Here is a 23,024-nt window from a genome sequence, read left to right as displayed (position 1 = left end):
TGGTGGCCTGCGTTTAGCCGGCGAGGGTTGCGTTGTCGATGACGAAGCGATATTTCACATCGCCCTTGAGCATGCGCTCGTAGGACTCGTTGATCTGGTCGGCGCGGATCAGTTCGATGTCGGAAACGATGCCGTGCTCGGCGCAGAAATCCAGCATTTCCTGGGTTTCAGGGATGCCGCCGATCATCGAACCGGCGATGGTGCGGCGCTTCATGATCAGGTTGAACACATTGGGCGATGGGTGCGGCGAGGCGGGCGCGCCGACCAGGGTCAGGGCACCGTCGCGCTTGAGCAGGACGAGGAAGGCGTCGAGATCGTGCGGCGCGGCGACGGTATTGAGGATCATGTCGAAGCTCTTGGCGTGTGCCGCCATTTCCTCGGCATTGCGCGACACCACCACTTCGTCCGCGCCCAGCGCCCTGGCCGCTTCGCGCTTGGATTCGGAGGTGGTGAAGGCGACGACATGGGCGCCCATGGCGTGAGCCAGTTTGATGCCCATGTGGCCCAGGCCACCGATGCCGACCACGCCGACTTTCTTGCCGGGGCCGGCGTTCCACTGACGCAGCGGCGAGTACGTGGTGATACCGGCGCAGAGCAGCGGAGCGACGGCGGCCAGTTGCGCTTCGGGGTGACGGATGCGCAACACATAGCGCTCGTGCACGACGATGTTTTGCGAGTAACCGCCGAGGGTCCAGCCCGGTGCGTCAGGGGTCGGAAAGTTGTAGGTGCCGATCATGCCGTCGCAGTAGTTTCCCAGGCCGGACTCGCAGTCATCGCGGTGTTTGCAGCTGTCGACGATGCAACCGACCCCGACCAGATCGCCAACCTTGTAGTCTTTGACGTGATCGCCAACCGCCGAGACGCGGCCGACGATTTCGTGGCCGGGCACGCAGGGGAATTGCGTGCCGGCCCATTCCGCGCGCACCTGGTGCAGGTCGGAATGGCAGATGCCGCAGAAGGCGATATCGATCTGCACGTCATGCGCCGCCGGCGCGCGGCGGTTGATCTGCATGGGCTCGAGGGGTTGGTCGCCAGCGTGGGCGCCGTAGGCTTGTACAAGCATGAAAGCATCCTCCATGGTTGGTTCGGACGCCCATTGTTGCGCCCGGGTCCGAACGCGAAGTAGTGCATTTCTGTGAAATGCTTGCCTGATTCTGCCGTTGACTGCAGGACCGAAAGGCAGCCGTATGGCGACGGCTGCCTGTTCAGGCTCAACGCGGATTGGGCTGATCGTCCATCTCGGCGTTATCGGTTTCCTGACGTACGCGTTCGGGATCCAGCCCGGCATCGTCATCATCCAGCGGGATTTCGCCTTCGTTGTCGGGCAGTTCGTCGATGCCGCGCTCCTTCATCGGATCGACCTCGGTGCGCCCTGGACTCAGCGGATCCGGTGTAGTTGGGAGCGGATCGTCACCTTGCTTGCCTTGATCATTATTCATCTCACACCTCGCTTTGGCCGTTTTCTACGGCGTGTGCAGGTTGGAGGTGCGGGCGATTTTCACCGTTCGATTTTTTTGCCTGCCGGTGGTCGCCTCGCAAAAAAGCGGAATTTCTCCGACGCGTGTGGCTCCATACAGCAACAAGCCAGAGGTGAGGAGGCAATGATGAGCAGCTCATTCAAGGTCGGTGACGCGGTGCGCTGGAATTCCGAGGCCGGCGAGATTCAAGGCAAAGTGGTCAAGGTGCACACCCGTGACACCGAGTTCATGGGCCGCCACCGCCCGGCCTCGAAAGACGCGCCGCAATACGAGGTCAAGAGCGACAAGACCGGCCACCTCGCCATGCATCACGGCGACGCGCTGAAGCACGCTTAAAAACGTTCCAGTCGGTAGGGCTCAATGTCGGGCAACGCGACGGTGGCGCCCGAGACCATCTGCCCGATCATCTCCGCCGTCACCGCCGCCTGGGTCAGCCCCAGATGTTGGTGACCGAAAGCAAGCAACACCTTGCCGTCGCAGACCTGATCGATCACCGGCAGCGAATCCGGTAGCGACGGGCGAAAGCCCATCCACGGTGTTGCGCCATCAGCGTTCAGGTCATGGCGAAACAGACCTTGGCTCAAGCGCTGCAACTGCCAGGCGCGCGCCATGTTGGCTGGTCGCTCCAGTCCGGCGAACTCGACCGTGCCGGCCAGGCGCAGGCCTTCGCGCATCGGCGTCATGATGAATTTGCGTTCCAGCGAGGTGACAGGGAAGGGCAGGCGATCATGCTCGTGCGGCAGCATCAGGTGATAGCCACGTTCGGTGTCCAGCGGCACCTGTTTGCCGGTCAACGCGGCGGTGAGTTTCGCCGAATGCGCGCCGCAGGCGAGCAGTACGCGGCGCGCCGTTACACCACCATTGCCGGTCACCAACAAAACACCGTTTTCCTGCACGTAGCCGCCCTGAACCTGCTGCCGGAGAAAACTCACGCCGCTGCTGCGAGCCGCCTCGACCAGTGCGCACACCACCCGATAGGGATCGAGGAAATGCCCGGTACGCGGGAAAAACAGTCCGCCCTGAAGCTGCTCGCTGAGCTGCGGCGCCGTCTCGCGGATTGCTCCGGCCTGCCAGTAATCCATCGGCACTTGCTGCAGCTTCAGGCGTGACTGCAAGGCTTCGATGGCCTGCCGGGATTCAGGCTTTTCAAACACCAGCAACGAGCCGTCAACCTTGAGCAGATCCGGGCGCTGGATATCACTCAGCAAGCGCTGCCACGCATCCAGGCTGCTTTCATTGAGCGCACGCAAACCTGCAACGGTTTGCTGAAAAGGCTCAGGCCGCAGGTTCAGCAACAATCGGGTAAACCACGGCAGGGCGCGCGGCAGGTACTTCCAGTCCAGACGCAACGGCCCCATCGGGTCCATCAACATGGCCGGCAAGCGCTTGAGGATCGACACGTCAGCGATTGGGAATACCTGCTCGGTGGCCAGATGCCCGGCGTTGCCGAACGAAGCGCCATGGCCCGGTTCCTGCTGATCGATGACCACCACGCGCAGGCCCTGGCGCGCCAGACGCACTGCGCAAGCGACGCCGATGATCCCCGCGCCGACCACGGCGATGTCGTGCGAAGGATTATTCGCCATGGCGTGTCGTTTCCCGTTGACCATCGAGCAGCCGCCGCAGGTGCAGCGGATTGGTCTGTTGCAGTTCCGTCGGCAGCAGGCTGTCGGGGAAATCCTGATAGCACACCGGCCGTAGGAAACGCAGGATCGCTGCGGTGCCCACCGAGGTGCTGCGCGCATCCGAGGTCGCCGGGTAAGGCCCGCCATGCACCATCGCCTCGCAGACTTCCACGCCGGTCGGCCAGCCGTTGACCAGCAGGCGTCCGGCCTTGCGCTCCAGGGTTGGCAGCAACGCGCGCGCCAGTGCAAGGTCGGCGTCGTCCACGTGCAGGGTCGCGGTCAGTTGGCCTTCGAGGTGTGCGCAGACCTCACGGATTTCTTCGTCGCTGCTGCATTGCACGATCAGCGATGCAGCGCCGAACACCTCAGCCTGCAAACGTTGATCGGCAAGAAAATCCGCCGCCTCGGTGCTGAACACCTGTGCCTGACATTGATTCGGGCCGTTGCCGATCTCTCCAGCCGCCACGGCGCGTGCACGGGGATTGTCTTGCAACGCCGTCACGCCTGCTTGGTAAGCGCTGAAGATGCCGGGCGTCAGCATGGTTTGCACCGGACTGCTTGCGATCAGCTTCGCAACGGCGCCGAGAAACCTGTCGAGCGCCGGACCTTTGCGGGCAATCAGCAACCCTGGGTTGGTGCAGAACTGCCCGGCGCCCAGCGTCAGCGACGCGACAAACCCTTCGGCCAGCGCCTGCGTGCGATTTTCCAGCGCAGCAGGAAACAGCAATACCGGGTTGATCGAACTCATTTCCGCATACACCGGAATCGGCTCCGGCCGCGCCTGCGCGGCTTTCATCAAGGCCAGACCGCCATTGCGTGAACCGGTGAAACCAGCGGCTTTGATGCGCCAGTCGCTGACCAGTGCAATACCCACTTCATAGCCCGAATCGAACAACAACGAAAACACGCCTTCGGGCAAATTGCAGGCCTTGACCGCTTGCGCCACCGCGCGGCCGACCAGTTCGCTGGTGCCTGGATGCGCACTGTGCGCTTTGACGATCACCGGGCAACCGCCCGCCAGTGCCGCAGCGGTATCGCCGCCGGCGACGGAAAATGCCAGCGGGAAGTTGCTCGAACCAAACACCGCGACCGGCCCCAAGGCAATCTGTCGCTGGCGCAGGTCCGAACGCGGCAGCGGTTGGCGTTGCGGTTGCGCAGTGTCGACGCGCACGTCCAGCCATTCACCGGCGCGCACCGTGCGGGCGAACAGGCGCAATTGCGAGCAGGTGCGGCCGCGTTCGCCCTGGAGGCGTGCGCGCGGCAATCCGGTTTCTGCGTGGGCGCGTTCGATCAGTTCATCGCCAAGTTTTTCGATGTGCTCGGCAATGCATTCGAGAAATGCTGCGCGGTCACGCAGGCTGGTTTCGCGATATTCGTCTTGTGCTGCCCAGGCCAGGGCGCAGGCCTGTTCCACCTGCTCGGCCGACGCGCCGGCGTACTCTGGTTCAAGTGCCTGGTTGGTCGCCGGATTGATCCCGCGAAAGGCTGGACGATTGCCCGCCACGGACTGTTGGCCGATCAGCATGTTGCCCGTCAGAGTCATGGTGTCTTCCTGTGAAATGAGCGAGGCCTGCCGCGAGTCGTGTCGATCCGCGGCAGGTGGCGGTCAGGCGAAGTTCTGCTCGGCGGACCAGTTTTCATACCAGTGACGGAACAGCGAATACTGCTTCTCGGCATAGCGGCGTTGCGAGTCGCTCAGCACATCGGTTTCGTTGAAGTGCAGGGTGTATTCCTTGTCGCCGTTGAGCACCATGAGGTGTTTGTAATACAGCACCAGATCACAGCCTTCGTCGAATGACGACAGCACCGCCAGCGCCGATTCCAGCTCCCGCGCCTGACGCCGAGCCTTGGCATCGCCCTGCGCCGCCTGCTTGCTCAGCGCCACCAGTTGCAGCACTTCGCGGGGCAGGGCGTTGCCGATGCCGGTGATGGCGCCGGTGGCGTTGCAGTTGACGAAACCATGGACGACTTGCGTATCGACGCCGACCATCAACGTCACGTCATCGTCCTTGGAGGTGATGTTCTCGGCTGCATAGCGCAGGTCCGCGCCGCCGCCGAACTCCTTGAAGCCGATCAGGTTCGGGTATTCTCGACGCAATTCGAAAAACAGCTCGGCGCGGGTGGCGAAGCCGGAGTAAGGACTGTTGTAGATCACCGCCGGCAGATTCGGCGCGGCTTGCAGGATGGCGGCGAAGTGCGCCTTTTGCGCGGTCGCCGAGGCGCCTCGGGACAGTACGCGCGGAATGACCATCAGGCCTTGCGCGCCGACTTTCGCCGCGTGTGCTGCGTGGGAAACCGCCTCACGGGAGTTCACCGCACCGGTGCCGACAATGGTCGGAACCCCGGCAGCGACCAGCCGTGCCACGCCTTCCTGGCGCTCGGCTTCGGTGAGCAGCGGCCAGTCGCCCATCGAGCCGCAATAGACCACGGCGCTCATGCCGATATCGATCAGCTCGCGCCCCTTGGCCACCAGCGCATCGAAGTCCGGTTTGCGCTGGGCGGTGCACGGGGTCATCAGGGCCGGCATGCAACCGGTGAAGATATTGTCGCTCATGGTTCAACTCCTTGGCATTGCGTTTGATTCGGGGTGGAAAATCGGCGTGGCGGCTCAGATGCCCCACGCGAACGGGTCGCTGTCATCGATCAGCAGGGTGCTGTCGGCGGTCATGTAGGCGCGGCCGGTGATGAACGGGCGAATGCGTTCACCTTCCCATTCGAAACGGCCTCCGAACTGGCTGCCGGTGATGCTCGCCTGGATCCACGGCGCGCCGGGTTGCAATTTTTCGTCGGCGGCCAGACAGGCGAGTTTGGCGCTGGTGCCGGTGCCGCACGGCGATCGGTCGTAAGCTTTGCCGGGGCACATGACGAAGTTGCGGCTGTCGGCATTGGCGTCGTCGGCGAACAGTTCAATGTGGTCGATGACCGCGCCGTCTTCGCCAAAGATGCCCTGATCTTCCAGCGCTTTGAGCATCGCCCAGGTGTACGCCGTAAGGTGTTCGACGTTGTCCATGGTCAGTGTCTGGCCATGTTCGGAGACGAGGTAAAACCAGTTGCCGCCATAGGCGATATCACCGACTACGCGACCAAAACCGGGCACGTCCACCGGCACCTGCTTGCGGTACCGGTAAGCGGGTACGTTGCCGAGGGTGACCGAGCCATCGTCGTGCAGCGTCGCGCTGACTTGCCCCACCGGGGTGTCGATCTTGTGCACGCCCGGCTGGATTTTTCCCAGATGCTGCAACGAATTGATCAGGCCAATGGTGCCGTGGCCGCACATGCCCAGATATCCGGCATTGTTGAAGAAAATCACCCCGCAGGTGGCGTCCGTCGACACCGGCGGGCAATACAGCGCGCCGACCAACACATCGTTACCGCGCGGTTCGAGCAGACAGGCGCGCCGCCACTGGTCGTGCTGGCTGCGCAGGGCATCGCGTTTCTCGGCCATGCTGTTGCCGGACAGCTCGGGGAAGCCGCTCATCACCAGCCGCGTCGGTTCGCCGCCGGTGTGGGAGTCAATGACGTGTACTCGTTTCATGAAGAGATCCCGTTGGATGATTTCAGTAGGCGCCGGCAGGGCGGGCGTTGACGGTGGGCGAGGGTGCAGGGCTTTCGCTTTCCTCGTCCTCGTCGTCCAGACGCAGCAGATGCGCCGGCACGCCGGTCGCCGCGCCCCAGTAGTAAATGCCCGTGGCGCAAGCGGCGACGACGATCGTGTCGAATGGGTGAGCGAGGATGCCCAGGCCGCCGAAGGTGCCGAGTTTCGACAGCACGATGGTCACCGCGTAGAACGCGATCAGCCACGCCGATGAACGCACCTGACGCGTCAGACTCAGGTGCGCCGTCGGCACGAAACGGCCGCAGAGCAGGTAGATGACAAACATCAGGATTTGCAGGCCGAGCAGCCACGACACGGTGTTCCAGCCCGACCAGTAGACGATCAGCGCGGCGATGATGAACGACACCGGCCCGAGCAGGCCCATGCTCTTGACCCGGAACGGGCGCGGCATGTCCGGCGCATTGCGACGTAGTGCAGCGACCGACACGGGCGCTACCGCATAACTCAATACCAGCGCCGCGGAGACCACGTTGATCAGCGCTTCCCACGATGGAAACGGCAGGGTCCAGAACACCGACAGGGCGAAGGTCAGCCACAGCGCCGGACGCGGAATGCCGGACTTTTCGTCGATGTGGGTGAAGACCTTGAAGAAGGTACCGGTTTGCGCCCAGCCGTAGATCACTCGCGGAGTGGCGTTCATGTAGATGTTGCCGCAGCCGCTCGGCGAGATCACCGCATCGGCGACCACCAGCCAGGCCAGCCAGCCAACACCGAGCGCCAGGGCGATGTCGCGATAAGGCAGGGCGAACTCCTTGCTGATGCCGGCCCAGCCGTTGGCGAGCATTTCCGTGGGAATGCTGCCGAGAAAGGCCATTTGCAGCAGCACGTAGATCAGGGTCGACAGCAGCACCGAGAGAATCAGTGCGATGGGAATGGTGCGCTGTGGATTCTTCACTTCGCTGGCCACGGAAATGATCGGCGTCAGGCCCAGGTAGGCAAAGATGATCCCGCCAGCGGAGACCGCCATCTCCACGCCAGACAGTCCGAACGGGGCGAATCCCTGAACCTGGAAATTCTCCGGTCTGAAGAAGGTGAACAGCACGCCGATCACCAGCAGCGGCACGATGAATTTGAACACGCTGACCAGATTGTTGGCCTTGGCGAAGGTCTTCACGCTGCGGTAGTTGAGCAGGAAAAACACGCAGAGCAGGCCGAACTGCACCAGCCAGCCGAGGATTGTCGGATCGCCGCTGCCAGCCTTGGTCAGGCCGGGAAACCACGCCGCCGCGTATTGGCGCGAGGCAACCACTTCGATCGCCACCAGACTGGAAAACGCGATCAGCGTGATGAAACCCATCAGGTAGCCGAGCAGCGGGCCGTGGGAGTAAACCGGGTAGCGCACCACCCCGCCGGCACGGGGCAATGCGGCGCCCAGTTCGCAGTAGACGATGCCCAGCAGCAACACGGCGAAACCGCCCAGCAACCAGGAGAAGATCCCCGCCGGACCGGCAATCGCCGAGACATGGCTGGCGGCGAACAACCAGCCGGAACCGAAGATTGCTCCGAGTCCGATAAAGGTGAGGTCGATCAATGAAAGCTGTTTTTTGAACTTGCCTTGGCCTGACATGGCATCGCCTTCTTGTGAGTTATTGGATAGGCAGTTGTGTCACGGGGGACGACCAGACTTTGCACCGGTCGACGGCGGCGGCGATTGATGTTTTTGCCGGTATCGATGACGAATTCAGCACAATGGCGCCAATGAATGCGCGGCCTCGACAGGGCCGCAACGTTGCTGCAATCTGCTCGCGAATGGCTTTTCTGGCGGTTCATTTCGAGGAGGAAGTCTTTGATGCAGTCTGCGTTTTCGATCCTGTGCCAGAGCACTGACGGCTTGCGTCCGCAGACGCTGGAAGAGATGGTCGCCGCTGCCGCGCAGCTGTTGCCGATACTCGATGTGATCCCCAATGCGGCGATCTTCATCAAGGACCTGCAAGCGCGCTATGTGCTGGCCAATCGCACGCTGGTGCAGCGTTGTGGCTTGAAGGACCTGCGCCCGTTGCTCGGCAAGACCAGTGCGCAGGTGTTCCCGGCGCAGTTGGGCCCGGGGTACACCGAGCAGGATCGCAAGGTGCTGGAGGAAGGTTTCGTGCTGGAGGATCAGCTCGAACTGCACCTGTACGGCAGTCGCGAACCGGGCTGGTGCCTGACCCACAAACGACCCATCTACGATCGCGAAGGGCTGATCATCGGCCTGGTGGGGATCTCGGTGGATTTGCAGTCAGCCAGCGAAACCCACCCGGCGTTCGAGCGCCTGGCGGCTGTAGACGAATACATTCGTGGCAACTTCCATCGGCGGGTGACGCTGGCTGAACTGACGCGGATCGCCGGGATTTCCGTGGCGCAACTGGAGCGCTACTGCAAGCGGGTTTTTCACCTGACGCCACGGCAGATGATTCAGAAAGTCCGCCTGGAACACGCGCATCGCTTGTTGCACAGCGACTTGCCGATCACTGAGGTTGCGCTGCAATGCGGTTATACCGATCACAGCGCTTTTACCCGCCAGTTCAAGGCCTCGACCGGGTTTACCCCGCGCGAATTCCGTCAGGCGACCGGGCATTAGACCAACACCGTCAGCCAGGCCGAGAGCAGCAGGAGAAAGGCCAGTGCCGCGTTCATCCGCTTGAATGCCTGCGGTGAACCGAGCAGCCGTGCGCTGCCGACGCCGAGCAACGCCCAGAGAGTCATGCACGGCAACGACACCAGCAGAAACGCCACTGACAACACCAGCAGGCGCAACGTCTTGTCGCCGCCGCCTACAAATACGCTGACCACGGCCACCGCCATCATCCACACCTTGGGATTGACCAGTTGCAGCAGCGCCGCGCCGAATACGCTCAAGCCTTGTTCTTGTGGCGCATTCGGGTCCAGCGACGGCGGCGGACTGCGAAAGATCTGCCACGCCAGCCAGCTCAACCAGAGCACACCCGCCCAGGCCATCGCTTGCTGCACACGGGGAAAGCGCAACAGGGTTTCGCCAGCGCCCAGCCCGACCACCAGGACGATCAACGCCGCCGCCCCACAGGCGCCAAAAATGATCGGCAACGTCGCGATCAGCCCACGTCGAGAGCTGTGGCTCAACACCAGAATATTGGTCGGCCCCGGCGTGATCGAGGCGACGAAAGCAAACAGCAGAAAGGGCAGTAAAGAAGCCATGGTGCAGATTCCTGAAAGTCGAAACAGGACACCATGATCGTCAGGGGCGGAGCATCAGTCTGGAAGATTTGAGCAGCGTTTGCGGTAGTCCGCCGGGGTCAGTTGATAGGCGCGGCGGAACCAGCGCCCCAAGTGACTCTGGTCGGCAAAACCGAGCACGCTGGCGACCTGCGCCGGGGTCTCACCGCGTGCAAGCAATTGCCGCGCCTTGGCCAGTCGCAACTGGATCAGGTAAGCGTGGGGGGCCAGGCCGAAAGCGGCCTTGAATGCGCGGGTCAGGCGAAAACGGTCTACGCCACAGGCTTGCGCAAGATCATCGAGGCCGATGTCTTCATAGGTGTGGGCATGCAGATAGTCCCGCGCGACCTGTGCAACCAGTGGCAGGCGCGGATCGAAGGCCTGACGCTTGCGCCAGTCGAGGTGGCGGGTGAGGGACGCCAGCAGGCCATCGATGGCGGTCTGGCGGACGATGCGCAGGTCACCGTCGTGCAATGCGTGGAAGGCTTGTCCGATCGCAGTCGATAGGCGCGGGTCGTGGCTCAAGGTGTCGGCAAAGCCTGGCTGACTGTCGGCGGGCGCCTCTTCGAACAGCGCGTGCAGTTCGCGCTCCAGCCAGCACGGATCGAGGTACAGCATCGAGTAGGTAAAGCCATCGTCGGTCGGTGCGTGGCCATCGTGGATTTCACCCGGTTCGAGCAGGAACACATGCCCCGGCGTGCTGCGATGACGCACACGGCGACAATTGAATTGCTGCACGCCTTGCTCGGTGACCCCGACGAGAAAGCTGTCATGCCAGTGCGGATCGTAGGCATGCCCACGGAAATGCGCACGAATCGACTCGATCCCGGTATCGACATCCTGGGACAGGGAGATCCAGTTGCGTTTGTCCATGGGAGTACTCCAGGGGCGGTTGAGCAGGGGCGTTTTTACAATACCGCGCGGGGGAGGAGAAGGTTTAGAAGATTTGTGCAAGTGAGGAGGGGGTTCGGTTCAGACAGGGTGTCTTGAATCGGGCGTTACCAGAAAATGCAGGCGAAAAAAAAACCGCCTTCGCGGGGCGGTTTTTTTGTAGGCCTCGGTTTGCGATCGAAGCCATGTGCTTCACCAGCCACCCTAACCAGGATTGCAATGGTATGGAGTTTTACCGTTCCTTGCAACGGTTGAACAGACGTTAGAAACAAGCGCGTCTTCAGCCCTGCTAAGAAATTCGTATGTTTATGTTTGTTGAAGTTAACTGGCAGAAATAACATTTAACAAAGGCGTACCGATGTTTGATGAATAACGGTGTGAGTGGCGTTTTTGTCTTGGGGTTTTCAGGTTAACATGGCCGCGCTCAACTGATAGAGCGGCTGAGAGGTTTGACCGGGGGCGCAAAAGGTTTTACGCCCTTCGACGCGGATTCGCACCCGTGCCGGAATGATGTCTCGAAGGGACTTCAACCGGCCGCCTCATCCGCCACCCTAACCAGTCGGCTGAAGGCACGCATGGTCCGGTAAGTTTGCTGGAGGTTTGGCCGCCAGCCTGGAGGCCAAAACGTATGAAGCTTTTGCTGCGTACGCTGAGCCTTGTATGGAGATTGTTGAAAGCCTTGCGCTTTTACGAGTTCCTGCGAGACCACTTTGACGACCTGAAATAAGGGTCGTCTGAGTGGGGAAAGACCCGTTTCGGTTTTGATCGATTCGGGTCTTTTTTTGCTTGCGTAAAGCTGTCAGAAATACGATTTGTCAGTCTTGCGCTATCGACGTTGTAGGGCGTTTCGCTTGAACACGTAAGCAGCAGCTTGTCGGGTGGGTAAACAATGGCCTTCCTTTCTTTAATCATTGATCGCGTCAATAACAACCATTAAGTCAATGAAGTTCTCATATCCGCGGCGCGGCGTAAGATCGGCTCCATACCCAACCACTGCACCTCGGAGCACATCATCATGAAACGCCAGACTATCCTCGGTATCGCTTTCTCGGTTTTTGCACTGAATGCCTTCGCCGCCACTGAAACCGACCCGCTGTTCAGCGACGCGGTCGCCGCTACTCAAACCGACCGTCTGTTCAGCGACGCCGTTGCGGCCACCGAAACTGACCCGTTGTTCAGCGACGCCGTAGCTGCTACCGAAACCGATCCACTGTTCAGCGACGCAGTAGCCTCTGACGGTTCCGATCATCTGCAAGGCAATCGGGTCGCTGAAGGCGGTGCCGATCGCTTGCTAGAACGCCGCACTGCTTGAGCGCAACAATGAGCGTCGACAGCGAATGCCGCCTCAACTACGGGCGGCATTCGTATTACTCAAGCACACCCTCAGTCAAACCGCCGTCGGCAGCACAGCTTTGTCGCGATCGCGGCCCCTGAATGTCGCCCAGAAACACAGCAGCACCGCCACAGAAAAACCGGCGGGAAACAGCCAGATACTTGTCCAGTCATGACCCGCACTTGAAGTGAAGTGGTCAGTGATCCGCCCTGCAATCCAGAACCCGATCAACATGCCCAATCCGTACGTGGCCAAGGTGATCAGCCCTTGCGCCGAACTGCGGAAGCGTTCCGGTGCCTTGGCATCGGTGTAGATCTGTCCGGAAACGAAGAAGAAGTCATAGCAGACACCGTGCAGGGCAATACCGATCAGCAGCATGAACGCTTGATCATCGTTATTGCCGAAGGCAAACAGCACGTACCGCAGCGCCCAGGCAGCCATGCCCACCAGCAGGGCGATCTTGATGCCGAAACGATGAATGAATAGTGGTAACAGCAGCATGAACAGCACTTCCGAGACCTGACCGATGGCCATCTTCGCCGTCGGGTTGGTCACGCCAATCTCAGCCAGAAACGGGTTGGCATTCTGGTAATAGAAAGCCAGCGGAATGCAGATCAGGATCGAGGCGAGGAAGAACACCAGATAGCTGCGATCCTTGAGCAATGCCAACGCATCGACGCCGAGCATCTGTTTCAGGCTAGATGCCCCTGCTGCAGTTTTCAGCGGCGCAGTGTTCGGCAGGCTGAAGCTGTAAAGCCCCAACAGCAGCGACGCCACAGCGGACATCAGAAACGTATTGCGCAAGCCACCCGCCGCGATGCTTTGTTGCGAGTCCCAGGCAAACACGAAGCTGATAACCACGCCGGCGACAATCCAGCCCACCGTGCCCCACACGCGAATGCGCGAGAACTCCAGCGCCGGGTCTTTGATCTGCCGGAACGCTACGGCGTTGACCAATGCCAGCGTCGGCATGTAGGCCATCATGTAAGCGAGCACATAGGGATAAAACCCGCTGAAATCCGCCGCGCGATAAAGCTGATAAAGCAATACCGCGCCGAGCAGATGCAGCACCGCCAGAATGCGCTCGGCATTGAAGAATCGATCGGCAATCAGGCCGATGACAAATGGCGCCAGAATCGCGCCCCAGGATTGCGTGGCGAAGGCCATGCCGATCTGGCCACCGCTGGCAGCGAGCGTTGTCGCCAGAAAGGTGCCGAGGGTGACGAACCAGCCACCCCAGATAAAAAACTGCAAAAACATCATCACGCTGAGTCGCGCATTCATTACGTTCATTTCAGATCACCGTATTGTTTTTATGTCGGTAACGCGGATGAAATCAGTCGTCAGCCAGACCGAGCAGGTGTCGGTTGGAAGCAACATCGGCGCTGACCCCGGCGAAATCGTCAAAGGCTTTGGTGGTCTTGCGGATCATGTGCCGCTCGATGAACGCCGCACCTTCGGCCGCACCCTGCGCGGCGTCTTTGAGGCAGCATTCCCATTCCAGCACCGCCCAGCCGTTGAAGTCGTATTGGCACAATTTGCTGAAGATCGATTTGAAATCGATCTGGCCGTCGCCCAGCGAGCGGAAGCGCCCCGGACGGTCGACCCAGCCCTGATAACCGCCATAGACGCCGGAGCGCGCATCGGGGCGGAACTCGGCGTCCTTGACGTGAAACATGCGGATGCGTTGGTGGTAGCGATCAATGAAGCCGAGGTAATCCATTTGCTGCAGGAGCAGATGACTCGGGTCATAGAGGATTGCCGCGCGAGGGTGATGATTCACCGCTTCGAGAAACTGCTCGAACGACGCGCCGTCATGCAGGTCTTCGCCAGGGTGGATTTCGTAGCACAGATCAACGCCAGCCTCTTCGAAGCAGTCGAGGATCGGCAACCAGCGCTTGCCCAGCTCGGCGAAGCCTTGCTCCACGAGCCCGGCAGGACGTTGCGGCCACGGATAGACGTACGGCCAGAGCAGGGCGCCGGAAAAGGTGGCGTGAGCGGTAAGGCCCAGACGCTGGCTGGCGCGGGCAGCAAGTTTCAACTGCTCAATGGCCCACTCGGTGCGCTCGCGCGGTTTGCCGCGCAGCGCGGGCGGGGCGAAGTCGTCGAACAGGCTGTCGAACGCCGGATGTACCGCGACCAGTTGGCCTTGCAGGTGCGTCGACAACTCGCTGATGACTACACCGGCGCGGGCGCAGACGGCGAGGAGTTCGTCGCAATATTCCTGGCTATGCGCCGCGCGCTGCAGATCGATGAAGCGGGTGCCGAGGGTCGGTAACTGAATAGCTTTGTAGCCTTGCGACGCGGCCCATTCGGCGATGTTGGCGAGCGAGTCGAATGGCGCCTCGTCGGCGATGAATTGCGCAAGGAAAATCCCCGGACCTTTCAGGCCTGTCGCGTTCTGCTGATTACTGTTCATTCTGCGGGGCTCCTGTGAGTTGGCCGGGGATCTCGCTCCACTTCTCGGTGCCAAGGTGATTGGCGATGGCAGTTTCGACAAACGCCATGCCGCGCAAGCCGATCTCGATGCCCGGCACGCCCGGAGCTTGATGACCGTGGGTGTCCTGGAGAATCGCCTCGGCGAGGTCGCCGTACAGATTGGCCATGGCTTCCAGATAACCCTCGGGATGCCCGGCGGGCAGGCGCATGCGCTGGTTTGCGGCGGCGCACAACCACGGCTGACCGACCCCGGATCGCAGAACGCGCATCGGCTCGTTCAACGGTCGATGAATCAGACTGGCCGGCTCCTCCTGACGCCATTCAAGCCCACCCTTGTCGCCGTAGACGCGAATCTTCAGCGGGTTCTCTTCACCGGCGCAGACCTGGCTGGCAAGCAATACACCGCTGGCGCCGTCGTTCATCTTGAACAACATCGCCACATCGTCATCCAGTTGCCGGCCCACGACATGCGCACCGAGCATTGCGCTGATGAACTGGATCGATTGCCCGGCGACGAACTCTGCGAGGGAAAACGCATGGGTGCCGATATCGCCGATGCAGCCGCCGATCCCGGATTGCGCCGGGTCGTCGCGCCAGCCGGCCTGTTTGTTGCCTAGCCCGGCAATGTCGGTGCTGAGCCAGCCTTGCGGATACTCGACGATGACTTTGCGCACGTGCCCGAGCACGCCGCTGGCGACCATCTCGCGGGCCTGCCAGACCATCGCGTAACCCAAGTAAGTGTGCGCAAGGCCATAAATGCGCTGACTGTTAACGACCACCGAATGCAGCGCCTGCACCTCGGCCAGGTTCAGCGCCGCGGGTTTCTCGCTGAACACATGAAAACCGGCGCTCAATGCCTCACGGGCAATCGATGCGTGCAGATGATTGGGCGTAACGATGATCAGCAGTTGCATGCGCTGCTCGGCAGGCAGGGCGGCCTCGCGGGCGAGCAGGGTTTGCCAATCGTCGTAACAGCGCTCGGTGGCCAGACCCAGCGCGGCCGCGGTGCGCTGATTGTTCTCGGAGTCGCGGCTGAACGCGCCGCAGACCAGTTCGAAGCGTCCATCGAGGCCGGCGGCTTGCCGGTGGGCGCGGGCGATGAAGGAGCCTTCACCGCCTCCGACAAAACCCATTCTTATTTTTTTTGCGGCAGCGTACATGGCAGTCGTCTCGGTTGCTGGGTGCAATTCTGATGAGTGATGTAACCGGTTACATCGTGGGCGAAATCTAGGCGTGAATTAGCCGAGTGTCAAATGCCAGCGGATGATCGACAGCGTTTCGATCCCTCGTCGCCTGCGGTAAGCTCCGCGGCTGATCGACATGAACAACGAGGTGGTTTTGTCCAATATTCGCGAAGTGGCTCGGCTCGCCGGCGTTTCCGTGGCGACGGTGTCTCGTACGTTGAAATCGCCCGAGCGCGTCCTCGCGCCAACCCGTGAGCGCGTCATGGCCGCCGTGGAGCAGGCCGGCTATCGGCCTAATCTGATGGCCGTGCAGTTCCGTTCGCGGCGCACCGGCAATCTGGTGATTCTGGTGCCGACCATCGCCAACACCTTTTTCGCCCGGGTCATCAGCGGCGCGCAGCAAGCGGCGCAGGCGGCCGGTTATCGCTTGCTGCTCTGCGACACCCAGGGCAGGGAAGAACTGGAGCGGCAATTCGCCGAGCTGGTCTACGCCTATCAGGCCGACGGCGTGATCCAGTTGCGCGCCTACGACCCGTTCGAAAACGCCCCGGCCGACGCCGATCTGCCGCCCATCGTCAACGCTTGCGAAGTGATCAAGGCCGGGCGTTATCCGACCATCAGCCTGGACAACGTCGCCGCTGCCAAAGCCATGACCGATCACCTGATTGCATTGGGACACCGACGCATCGGCCTGATCAAGGGCTCGAAGAACAGCCCGCTGACCCGAGATCGCCTGGCTGGCTACGAAGCGGCATTGCGCGAAGCCGATATCGCCTTCGACGAGGCACTGATCTGCCATGGCAACTTCACCCTCGAGGCCGGCTTCGCAGGCGCGGAAAAAATGCTCGCAATGGCTGAGCGACCCACGGCGCTGTTCTGTGAAAACGATGAAATGGCCATCGGTGCGCTCAAGCGCATCCGCCAAGCGGGATTGCGTGTGCCTGATGACATTTCCCTGGTGGGCTTCGACGACATTCCAATGGCTGCCTATTGCGATCCGCCGCTGACCACTATTTCGCAACCGGCCGAATCCTTCGGTGAGAAAGCCGTCGAGATGCTGATCGCCCTGATCGAAAAACAGCCGCTGCCAGAGAGGCATGTCATCCTGCCGTTCGAGCTGACACCTCGTGGCAGCACGGCGACTCTCGATGAACAGGGACAATCACTGAAGAACTAAGGTAATGCGAAAAAGATATTGGATCGGTTTTTTTAAGATCGTTTAGTTTTGTCTCTCGACGAATCAACGCATCAAACCGATTGACCCCCGATTGCCATGACGGCACACGCTGAATCGATCAAAGGCTCATCAGGTTTGGTTCACACGGGAGTGAATCATGCCGCATACCCTCGACATCAGCACATTGCCAACCCTCGACCTGTCCCTGTTCGAAGGCACAGCGCAACAGCGCTACGAATTTCTTGAAAGCCTGCGCCATGCCGCGCGTGACGTGGGTTTTTTCTATCTCACCGGCCACGGCATCGACAGTAGCTTGCTCAAGCAGGTACAGGCGCTCGCCCGGCAATTCTTTGCCTTGCCCGAGAGTGAAAAACACGCCGTCGGCATGCTCAATTCGCCGCACTTTCGCGGCTACAACCGCGCCGCTTCCGAGATCACCCGTGGCCAGCCCGATTTGCGCGAGCAGTTCGATCTGGGCGCCGAGCGCGAAGCCCTGCCGCTGACTGCCGACAGTCCATATTGGGCTCGTCTGCAAGGCCCCAACCAATGGCCGGCAGGGTTGCCCGAACTCAAGCCGTTGCTCCTCGAATGGCAGCAGGCGATGACCCGCATGTCCCTGCGTCTGTTGCGCGCATTTGCTCAGGCGTTGTCATTGCGCGCCGATGCGTTCGACCAGCTCTACGGTGACAAGCCCAACGAACACGTGAAGCTGATGCGCTACCCCGGCCAGGCCGCCGACGCCAGCCAGCAAGGTGTCGGAGCGCACAAAGATTCCGGCTTTCTCAGTTTTCTCCTGCAAGACCAGCAGGCCGGTCTGCAAGTCGAAATCGAGGAGGGGCGCTGGATCGACGCGCTACCCCGTGAGAACACCCTGGTGGTGAACATCGGCGAATTGCTTGAGCTGGCCAGCAACGGATATCTGCGCGCCACTGTGCATCGCGTAGTCAGTCCGCCCGAGGGCAGCGAGCGCCTGTCCATCGCCTTCTTTCTCGGTGCGCAACTCGACGCCGTGGTGCCGCTGTATCCGCTGCCCACCGCGCTGCTTCGCAAGGCGCGGGGGCCGGCCAGCGATCCGCTCAATCCGCTGTTTCGCGATGTCGGCTGGAACTACCTCAAGGGCCGTCTGCGCTCACATCCGGATGTTGCGCAAAAGTTCTACGCCGACGCGCTGCTGCCTCCCGCGGCGGTTCGCAAAACTGCCTGATGCACCCCTCGATCAAGGACTGCGCTCATGATTAAAAAAGCAAGTTTGACCCTGACCGTGCTCGGCGCGCTGATGACGTCATGGGGCGCTCAGGCGCTGGAACCGTTGCGGGTTGCCGTGGACCCGGTGCCTCATGCGCAGATTCTCGCCTACATCCAGAAAATCGATCCGCAGCTCAAGCTCGACATCATCGAAATTCCCAACGGCGTGAACTCCAACGAGTTGCTGGTGCACGGCGATGTCGACGCCAATTATTTCCAGCATCTGCCATATCTGAAATCCCAGGAACAGGCCCTTGGCGAAAAACTGGCGGTGGCCGCTACGGTGCATATCGAACCGCTGGGCATTTACTCTCGGCGGCATAAAAACTTCGCTGACGTGCCGGAGAAAGGCACGGTCGCCGTTCCCAACAACGTCACCAATCTCAGTCGCGCCCTGTACCTGTTGCAGGACAACGGATTGATCAGGCTCAAGCCCGGTTTCAGCGACCCCGCCGCCGACCAGGCCTCGCCCAAGGACATTGCCGAGAACCCGAAACAGCTGAAAATCCTCGAAATCGAATCGCCGCAACTGCCGCGCTCGCTCGACGATGTTGACCTCGCCGTGATCAACGGCAACTACGCGCTCGACGCCGGGCTGGTGCCGGCCAGGGATGCGCTGGGGTTGGAGAAGGCGGAGCACAATCCCTACGCCAATATTCTGGTGACCACGCCCAAGCTGCAGAACGATCCACGCATCGTGCAACTGGCCAAAGACCTGACCTCGCCGCAGGTCGCCAAATACATCACCGAGCACTTTGCCGGTTCGGTGATTCCGGTGGCGGGCGGCAAGCCATGATCGCCGTCGAGCAGTTGAGCAAAACCTACCCTTCGGCCTCGGCACCGGCGCTGGATCAGGTGTCGCTGAATATCCCCGACGGCGCGGTGTACGGCATTCTCGGACGCAGCGGCGCAGGCAAATCGACGTTGCTGCGCTGCCTCAATCTGCTCGAACGCCCGGACAGCGGGCGGGTTGTGCTGGATGGCGTGGATCTGCTGACGCTGTCCGATAGCGAACTGCGCCAGCAACGCCAGCGCATCGGCATGATATTTCAGGGTTTCAACCTGCTGCATTCGCGCACGGTATTCGACAACATCGCGGTGCCGCTGGAGATCGCCAAGGTCGGCAAACCGTGGCGGCATGTGCGGGTTCGCGAGCTGTTGGAACTGGTCGGCCTGAGCGACAAGGCGCAAGCGTTTCCTTCGCAATTGTCAGGCGGCCAGAAGCAGCGCGTCGGTATCGCCCGCGCCTTGGCAGCGGAGCCGGCCTATCTGCTATCGGACGAAGCGACCAGCGCCCTCGATCCGCAAACCACCGAGTCGATTCTTCAACTGCTGCGCGACATCAACCGCCAGTTGGGCGTGACCATCGTGCTGATCACCCACGAGCTGGAGGTGGTCAAAGCGATCTGCGACCACGCCGCCTACATGGCCAACGGGCGCATCGTCGAAGCCGGGCCGGTGCCGCGTCTGCTGGCGGATACGCAATCGTCTCTCGGTCAATCGCTACGCCCGACCTGTGGCTTGCCGCTGGGTCACGATGCGCCCGGGCTGAGCTTTCTCAGGCAATACGGCGTGCGGGCGGCCCAGTCATGAACCGCTCGATCAACTGGGATGAAATCCTTCAATTGCTGCTCACCGCCACGGGCGAAACGGTCTACATGGTCTTGCTCGCCGGGCTGTTCACGTTGCTGATCGGCTTGCCGCTGGGCGTGCTGCTGTTCATCAGCCGTCGCCACGGATTGATGCCGCTGCCGCGTTTCAATGCGGCGGTGAGCGGTCTGGTCAACCTTGGTCGTTCGTTGCCATTTGTGGTGATGCTGATCGCCTTGATCCCGCTGACCCGGTTGGTGGTCGGCACGACCCTGGGCAGCACCGCGGCCGTGGTGCCGATCACCATCGGTGCCTTTCCGTTTTTTGCACGTATCGTCGAGAACGCGCTGGACGAAGTCGACGGCGGGCGCATCGAAGCCATCCTCGCCATGGGCGGCGATATTCGCGACGTGATTTTCAAAGTGCTGCTGCCCGAAGCGTTGCCGGCCTTGCTCGCCGGCATCACCTTGACGCTGGTGATGCTGATCGGCTTTTCCTCCATGGCCGGGGTGATCGGTGGCGGCGGGCTGGGCGATCTGGCCATTCGTTATGGCTACCAGCGCTTCAACAACGAGGTGATGGTGGCGACGGTGGTGGTGCTGGTGATTCTGGTCCAGGGCGTGCAAAGCCTCGGTGATCGATGGGTGCGTTCGCTGGCGCATCGGCGATGAGCAAACACAGGAGTGAGCCGGTCGCCATGCTCCGTGAACCGCTGATTCGCGTGCGGGAATTGAGCAAGCGTTTTGGCGCGCAGCGCGCGCTGGATCGAGTCAGCCTCGATATCCATCCCGGCGAAGTGGTCGCCTTGCTCGGTGCCAACGGTGCGGGCAAGTCGACGCTGGTGAAAATACTCGCCGGCAGTCAGCCAGCGGACAGCGGCGAAATCCTCGTCGAGGGTGAACGGCGACAGTTCAGTTCACCGCTGTCGGCGCGGCGTGTCGGCATCGTTGCGGTGCATCAGCAGATCAACGAAGGCATTGCGCCGGGCTTGAGCGTGGCGGAGAACCTGCTGCTCGATGAGCTGTGCAGGCCTGAGACGGACTTCTGGCTCAATCGTCAGCGTCTGCTGACCCGCGCCGGGAACATTGCTGCAGGCCTCGGGCTGACATTGCCGCTGGAGCAGCCCGTCGAGCAACTCGGCCAGGCGGAACGGCAACTCGTAGTGTTGGCGCGGGCCTTTGCGTTACAGCCGCGCCTGCTGATTCTCGATGAACCGACGGCGGCGTTATCGGATGCGGAAGCGCAGCGACTGTTCGGGGTGATCGACACCTTGCGTGGTCGAGGCGTAGCGATCGTGTACATCTCCCATCGTCTTTCAGACCTGCAGCGGGTCGCCGATCGCGCCATTGTCTTGCGTGACGGGCGACTGGCCGGTGAGTTCACTGCGCAGCAGTTGCCCGCAGCGGTGCACGTCATGTTCGGTCAGGCGCTGGCTGCGCATCGCTACACCCCGCGTCTGCCGGGGCGCGCGGTGCTGGAAGTGCACGGGATGAAAATCCTCCCGCAGTCGCAACCCTTCGATCTGACCCTGCGCGAAAACGAAGTGGTGGTACTGAGCGGATTGCTGGGTGCCGGTAAAAGCGAGATCGCCGAGGTGTTATTCGGCCTGCGCAAACCGGCTGCGGGCGGGGTCAAGCTCAATGGTGCCGAGTGGCTGCCGCGCTCGCCCCGCGAGTCCATTCGCAGCGGCGTGTTTTACGCAGCCGAAGACCGTGCCAATCAATCGCTGGTGGCGGATTTTTCCTTGCGGCGCACGCTGACCCTGCCATTTCTCGAACGCTTCACTCGCGCCGGTTTCATCCGCAATCGCGCCGAAGCGGCCGCGGTGCAAGCGCAGGTCGCAGCGTTGGGCATCAATACCGTCGGCATCGACGTGCCGATGGCGGCGCTGTCCGGTGGCAACCAGCAGAAAGTCATCCTCGGTCGCTGGCTGATGGGCGAGGGCAGGGTATTGATCCTCGATGAGCCGTTTCAAGGCGTCGACGTGCGCGCTCGCCGCGAGATCGGCCAACTGCTGCGCGACAGCCCCCAGGGCAGGGCGACGCTGGTGATTTGCGCCGATGTCGATGAAGCGCTGGAAATCGCCGATCGCGTCCTGCTCGTGCGTGATCACACGGTGGTTGCCGAATACTCGCGAGCCGCTCTGAATCGCGCCACCCTGGTCGCCGCATTGGCCGGCTCCGGGATCCGTCAACATTCTCCTCAAACCGCGCCAAGGAGCACCGTCAGTGCCTGATCCACATTCACTGCTCGCGCACGCGCCGGCACCCGCCGAGCGCTTTTTACAAGCACTGATCCGCTATGGCCTGTTGTGGCTGCTCGCGCTGATCGTGGTGGTTTTCAGCGTCGCGGAGCCAGCGTTTCTACGGGTTGGCAATCTGTTCAGCATCCTGCAATCGGTATCGATCGTCGCGCTGCTGGCATTGGGTGTGACGTTGACCATGGCCGTCGGCGGACTGGATCTGTCGATCGGCGCAGTGGCCGCCATGAGTTTGATGATTGCCAGTTACGTCATGGTGGTGCTCGGCTGGGGGGCGCTGCCGGCAGTGCTGATCAGCCTGGCGGGCGGCGCGCTGGTCGGACTGCTCAACGGCTGGCTGATCGTCAGACTGCGGGTGCCGGACATTCTGGCGACGCTGGGCAGCATGTTTCTGGTGATCGGCGTGCAACTGATTCCCACTGGGGGGCGTTCTATTGCCGTGGGCATGACGCTTCCCAACGGTGCGGAAGCCGAAGGCAGCTTCAGTGCCGGGTTTCTCGCCTTGGGACGCGGACGTTTGTGGGAGGTGGTGCCGATTCCGGTGTTGATCAGCGCGCTGGTCGCACTGGCCGTCTGGCTGTTTCTCGAGCGCACGCGCATCGGTCGGCTGTTCTACGCCATCGGCGGCAACGAGCAGGCGGCGCGACTGGCGGGTGCGCCGGTGCAGCGGTTCAAACTGCTGGCGTACGTGCTCTCAGCGTTGCTGGCTGCGCTTGGCGGTCTGTTACTCGCGGCGCGGCTCGGGCGTGGCGATGTCAGCTCAGGCAATGGTTTGGTGCTCGATGCGCTGGGCGCCGCATTGATTGGTTTTGCCGTGCTCGGCGCGAAGAAGCCGAACGCTTTTGGCACCCTGGTCGGTGCGCTGCTGGTGGCCTCGCTGCTGAATGGCCTGACCATGCTCAACGCGCCGTATTACGCGCAGGATTTCGTCAAGGGCCTGGTGCTGGTGCTCGCCCTGATGTTCACTTTCGGCCTCGCGCATCGGGTGCGATGAGCCGCTTTCAGCCAAGGAAGT

Annotated in this window: 22 protein-coding genes; 10 read left to right on the top strand and 12 right to left on the bottom strand. The window is 61.6% G+C overall.

All coding sequences use genetic code 11. The features are described from left to right. Positions 1-13 precede the first annotated feature (13 nt). Positions 14-1,063, bottom strand: a complete 1,050-nt coding sequence (locus tag AEQ63_RS04750; RefSeq protein ID WP_064361973.1) for an NAD(P)-dependent alcohol dehydrogenase — start codon at positions 1,061-1,063, stop codon at positions 14-16. 148 nt (positions 1,064-1,211) lie between these two features. Further along, positions 1,212-1,439 (bottom strand): hypothetical protein, encoded by a 228-nt coding sequence (locus tag AEQ63_RS04745; protein ID WP_042609586.1) that lies wholly within the window; start codon positions 1,437-1,439, stop codon positions 1,212-1,214. 165 nt (positions 1,440-1,604) lie between these two features. On the opposite strand from AEQ63_RS04745, the gene AEQ63_RS04740 reads away from it, so the two are divergent. Beyond that, complete coding sequence (locus tag AEQ63_RS04740) at positions 1,605-1,814, top strand: DUF2945 domain-containing protein (protein ID WP_064361972.1); 210 nt, start codon at positions 1,605-1,607, stop codon at positions 1,812-1,814. Here AEQ63_RS04740 and AEQ63_RS04735 read toward each other — a convergent pair. The 5 genes from AEQ63_RS04735 to AEQ63_RS04715 all read right to left on the bottom strand — a co-directional run bounded on the left by AEQ63_RS04735 (position 1,811) and on the right by AEQ63_RS04715 (position 8,286). Continuing rightward, positions 1,811-3,064 carry an NAD(P)/FAD-dependent oxidoreductase gene (locus AEQ63_RS04735; protein WP_064361971.1) on the bottom strand — a complete coding sequence of 418 codons (1,254 nt, stop codon included), beginning with the start codon at positions 3,062-3,064 and terminating at the stop codon, positions 1,811-1,813. The genes AEQ63_RS04740 and AEQ63_RS04735 overlap by 4 nt on opposite strands. After that, positions 3,054-4,646: an aldehyde dehydrogenase (NADP(+)) gene (locus tag AEQ63_RS04730; protein WP_064361970.1), complete on the bottom strand. Its 1,593-nt coding sequence runs from the start codon at positions 4,644-4,646 to the stop codon at positions 3,054-3,056. The genes AEQ63_RS04735 and AEQ63_RS04730 overlap by 11 nt, the downstream gene beginning before the upstream one ends. 63 nt (positions 4,647-4,709) lie before the next feature. Next, positions 4,710-5,657 (bottom strand): dihydrodipicolinate synthase family protein, encoded by a 948-nt coding sequence (locus AEQ63_RS04725; RefSeq protein ID WP_064361969.1) that lies wholly within the window; start codon positions 5,655-5,657, stop codon positions 4,710-4,712. A gap of 54 nt (positions 5,658-5,711) precedes the next feature. Continuing rightward, the gene (locus tag AEQ63_RS04720; RefSeq protein ID WP_064361968.1) at positions 5,712-6,638 is read right to left on the bottom strand and encodes a 4-hydroxyproline epimerase; all 927 of its coding nucleotides are present in this window, start codon (positions 6,636-6,638) and stop codon (positions 5,712-5,714) included. Between the two features lie 22 nt (positions 6,639-6,660). After that, the gene (locus tag AEQ63_RS04715) at positions 6,661-8,286 is read right to left on the bottom strand and encodes an APC family permease (RefSeq protein WP_064361967.1); all 1,626 of its coding nucleotides are present in this window, start codon (positions 8,284-8,286) and stop codon (positions 6,661-6,663) included. A gap of 222 nt (positions 8,287-8,508) precedes the next feature. Between AEQ63_RS04715 and AEQ63_RS04710 the strand changes: the two genes are divergently transcribed. Then, the gene (locus AEQ63_RS04710) at positions 8,509-9,279 is read left to right on the top strand and encodes an AraC family transcriptional regulator (protein ID WP_064361966.1); all 771 of its coding nucleotides are present in this window, start codon (positions 8,509-8,511) and stop codon (positions 9,277-9,279) included. Here AEQ63_RS04710 and AEQ63_RS04705 read toward each other — a convergent pair. Continuing rightward, a complete protein-coding gene (locus AEQ63_RS04705; protein ID WP_064361965.1) occupies positions 9,276-9,872 on the bottom strand; it encodes a LysE family translocator in 597 nt (198 codons plus the stop codon). The genes AEQ63_RS04710 and AEQ63_RS04705 overlap by 4 nt on opposite strands. A gap of 54 nt (positions 9,873-9,926) precedes the next feature. Then, the gene (locus AEQ63_RS04700; RefSeq protein ID WP_042609595.1) at positions 9,927-10,763 is read right to left on the bottom strand and encodes an AraC family transcriptional regulator; all 837 of its coding nucleotides are present in this window, start codon (positions 10,761-10,763) and stop codon (positions 9,927-9,929) included. A 1,033-nt stretch (positions 10,764-11,796) separates the two neighbouring features. Here AEQ63_RS04700 and AEQ63_RS04695 point away from each other — a divergent pair. After that, positions 11,797-12,093, top strand: coding sequence for a hypothetical protein (locus AEQ63_RS04695; RefSeq protein WP_042609596.1), 297 nt, complete (start codon positions 11,797-11,799; stop codon positions 12,091-12,093). Between the two features lie 75 nt (positions 12,094-12,168). Here AEQ63_RS04695 and AEQ63_RS04690 read toward each other — a convergent pair whose 3' ends face one another. The 3 genes from AEQ63_RS04690 to AEQ63_RS04680 are packed head-to-tail and all read right to left on the bottom strand — an operon-like array spanning position 12,169 to position 15,713. Next, entirely contained in the window at positions 12,169-13,407 is a 1,239-nt protein-coding gene (locus AEQ63_RS04690) for a nucleoside permease (RefSeq protein ID WP_064361964.1), read from the bottom strand. Positions 13,408-13,450: 43 nt separating this feature from the next. After that, the gene (locus tag AEQ63_RS04685) at positions 13,451-14,533 is read right to left on the bottom strand and encodes a sugar phosphate isomerase/epimerase family protein (protein ID WP_064361963.1); all 1,083 of its coding nucleotides are present in this window, start codon (positions 14,531-14,533) and stop codon (positions 13,451-13,453) included. Beyond that, entirely contained in the window at positions 14,523-15,713 is a 1,191-nt protein-coding gene (locus AEQ63_RS04680) for a Gfo/Idh/MocA family protein (RefSeq protein WP_064361962.1), read from the bottom strand. Before AEQ63_RS04680 ends, AEQ63_RS04685 begins: the two co-directional genes overlap by 11 nt. Before the next feature lie 178 nt (positions 15,714-15,891). On the opposite strand from AEQ63_RS04680, the gene AEQ63_RS04675 reads away from it, so the two are divergent. From AEQ63_RS04675 to AEQ63_RS04645, 7 genes are all read left to right on the top strand, one after another. Further along, positions 15,892-16,914, top strand: a complete 1,023-nt coding sequence (locus tag AEQ63_RS04675) for a LacI family DNA-binding transcriptional regulator (RefSeq protein WP_064362053.1) — start codon at positions 15,892-15,894, stop codon at positions 16,912-16,914. Between the two features lie 157 nt (positions 16,915-17,071). Next, complete coding sequence (locus AEQ63_RS04670) at positions 17,072-18,118, top strand: isopenicillin N synthase family dioxygenase (RefSeq protein WP_064361961.1); 1,047 nt, start codon at positions 17,072-17,074, stop codon at positions 18,116-18,118. 27 nt (positions 18,119-18,145) lie between these two features. Beyond that, a complete protein-coding gene (locus tag AEQ63_RS04665; protein ID WP_064361960.1) occupies positions 18,146-18,955 on the top strand; it encodes a MetQ/NlpA family ABC transporter substrate-binding protein in 810 nt (269 codons plus the stop codon). Further along, positions 18,952-19,752 (top strand): methionine ABC transporter ATP-binding protein, encoded by an 801-nt coding sequence (locus AEQ63_RS04660; protein ID WP_123418523.1) that lies wholly within the window; start codon positions 18,952-18,954, stop codon positions 19,750-19,752. Before AEQ63_RS04665 ends, AEQ63_RS04660 begins: the two co-directional genes overlap by 4 nt. Next, positions 19,749-20,420 (top strand): methionine ABC transporter permease, encoded by a 672-nt coding sequence (locus tag AEQ63_RS27705; protein WP_042609673.1) that lies wholly within the window; start codon positions 19,749-19,751, stop codon positions 20,418-20,420. The genes AEQ63_RS04660 and AEQ63_RS27705 overlap by 4 nt, the downstream gene beginning before the upstream one ends. Next, entirely contained in the window at positions 20,417-21,985 is a 1,569-nt protein-coding gene (locus AEQ63_RS04650) for a sugar ABC transporter ATP-binding protein (protein ID WP_064361959.1), read from the top strand. The genes AEQ63_RS27705 and AEQ63_RS04650 overlap by 4 nt, the downstream gene beginning before the upstream one ends. Further along, complete coding sequence (locus AEQ63_RS04645; protein WP_064361958.1) at positions 21,978-23,003, top strand: ABC transporter permease; 1,026 nt, start codon at positions 21,978-21,980, stop codon at positions 23,001-23,003. Before AEQ63_RS04650 ends, AEQ63_RS04645 begins: the two co-directional genes overlap by 8 nt. Positions 23,004-23,024 lie beyond the last annotated feature (21 nt).

It is taken from the genome of Pseudomonas sp. RIT-PI-o, from assembly GCF_001297215.1.
GTDB classification, from domain to species: domain Bacteria; phylum Pseudomonadota; class Gammaproteobacteria; order Pseudomonadales; family Pseudomonadaceae; genus Aquipseudomonas; species Aquipseudomonas moraviensis_A.
The sequence above is the reverse complement of the archived record's forward strand: the minus strand, read 5'-3'. Positions and strand labels throughout refer to the sequence as shown.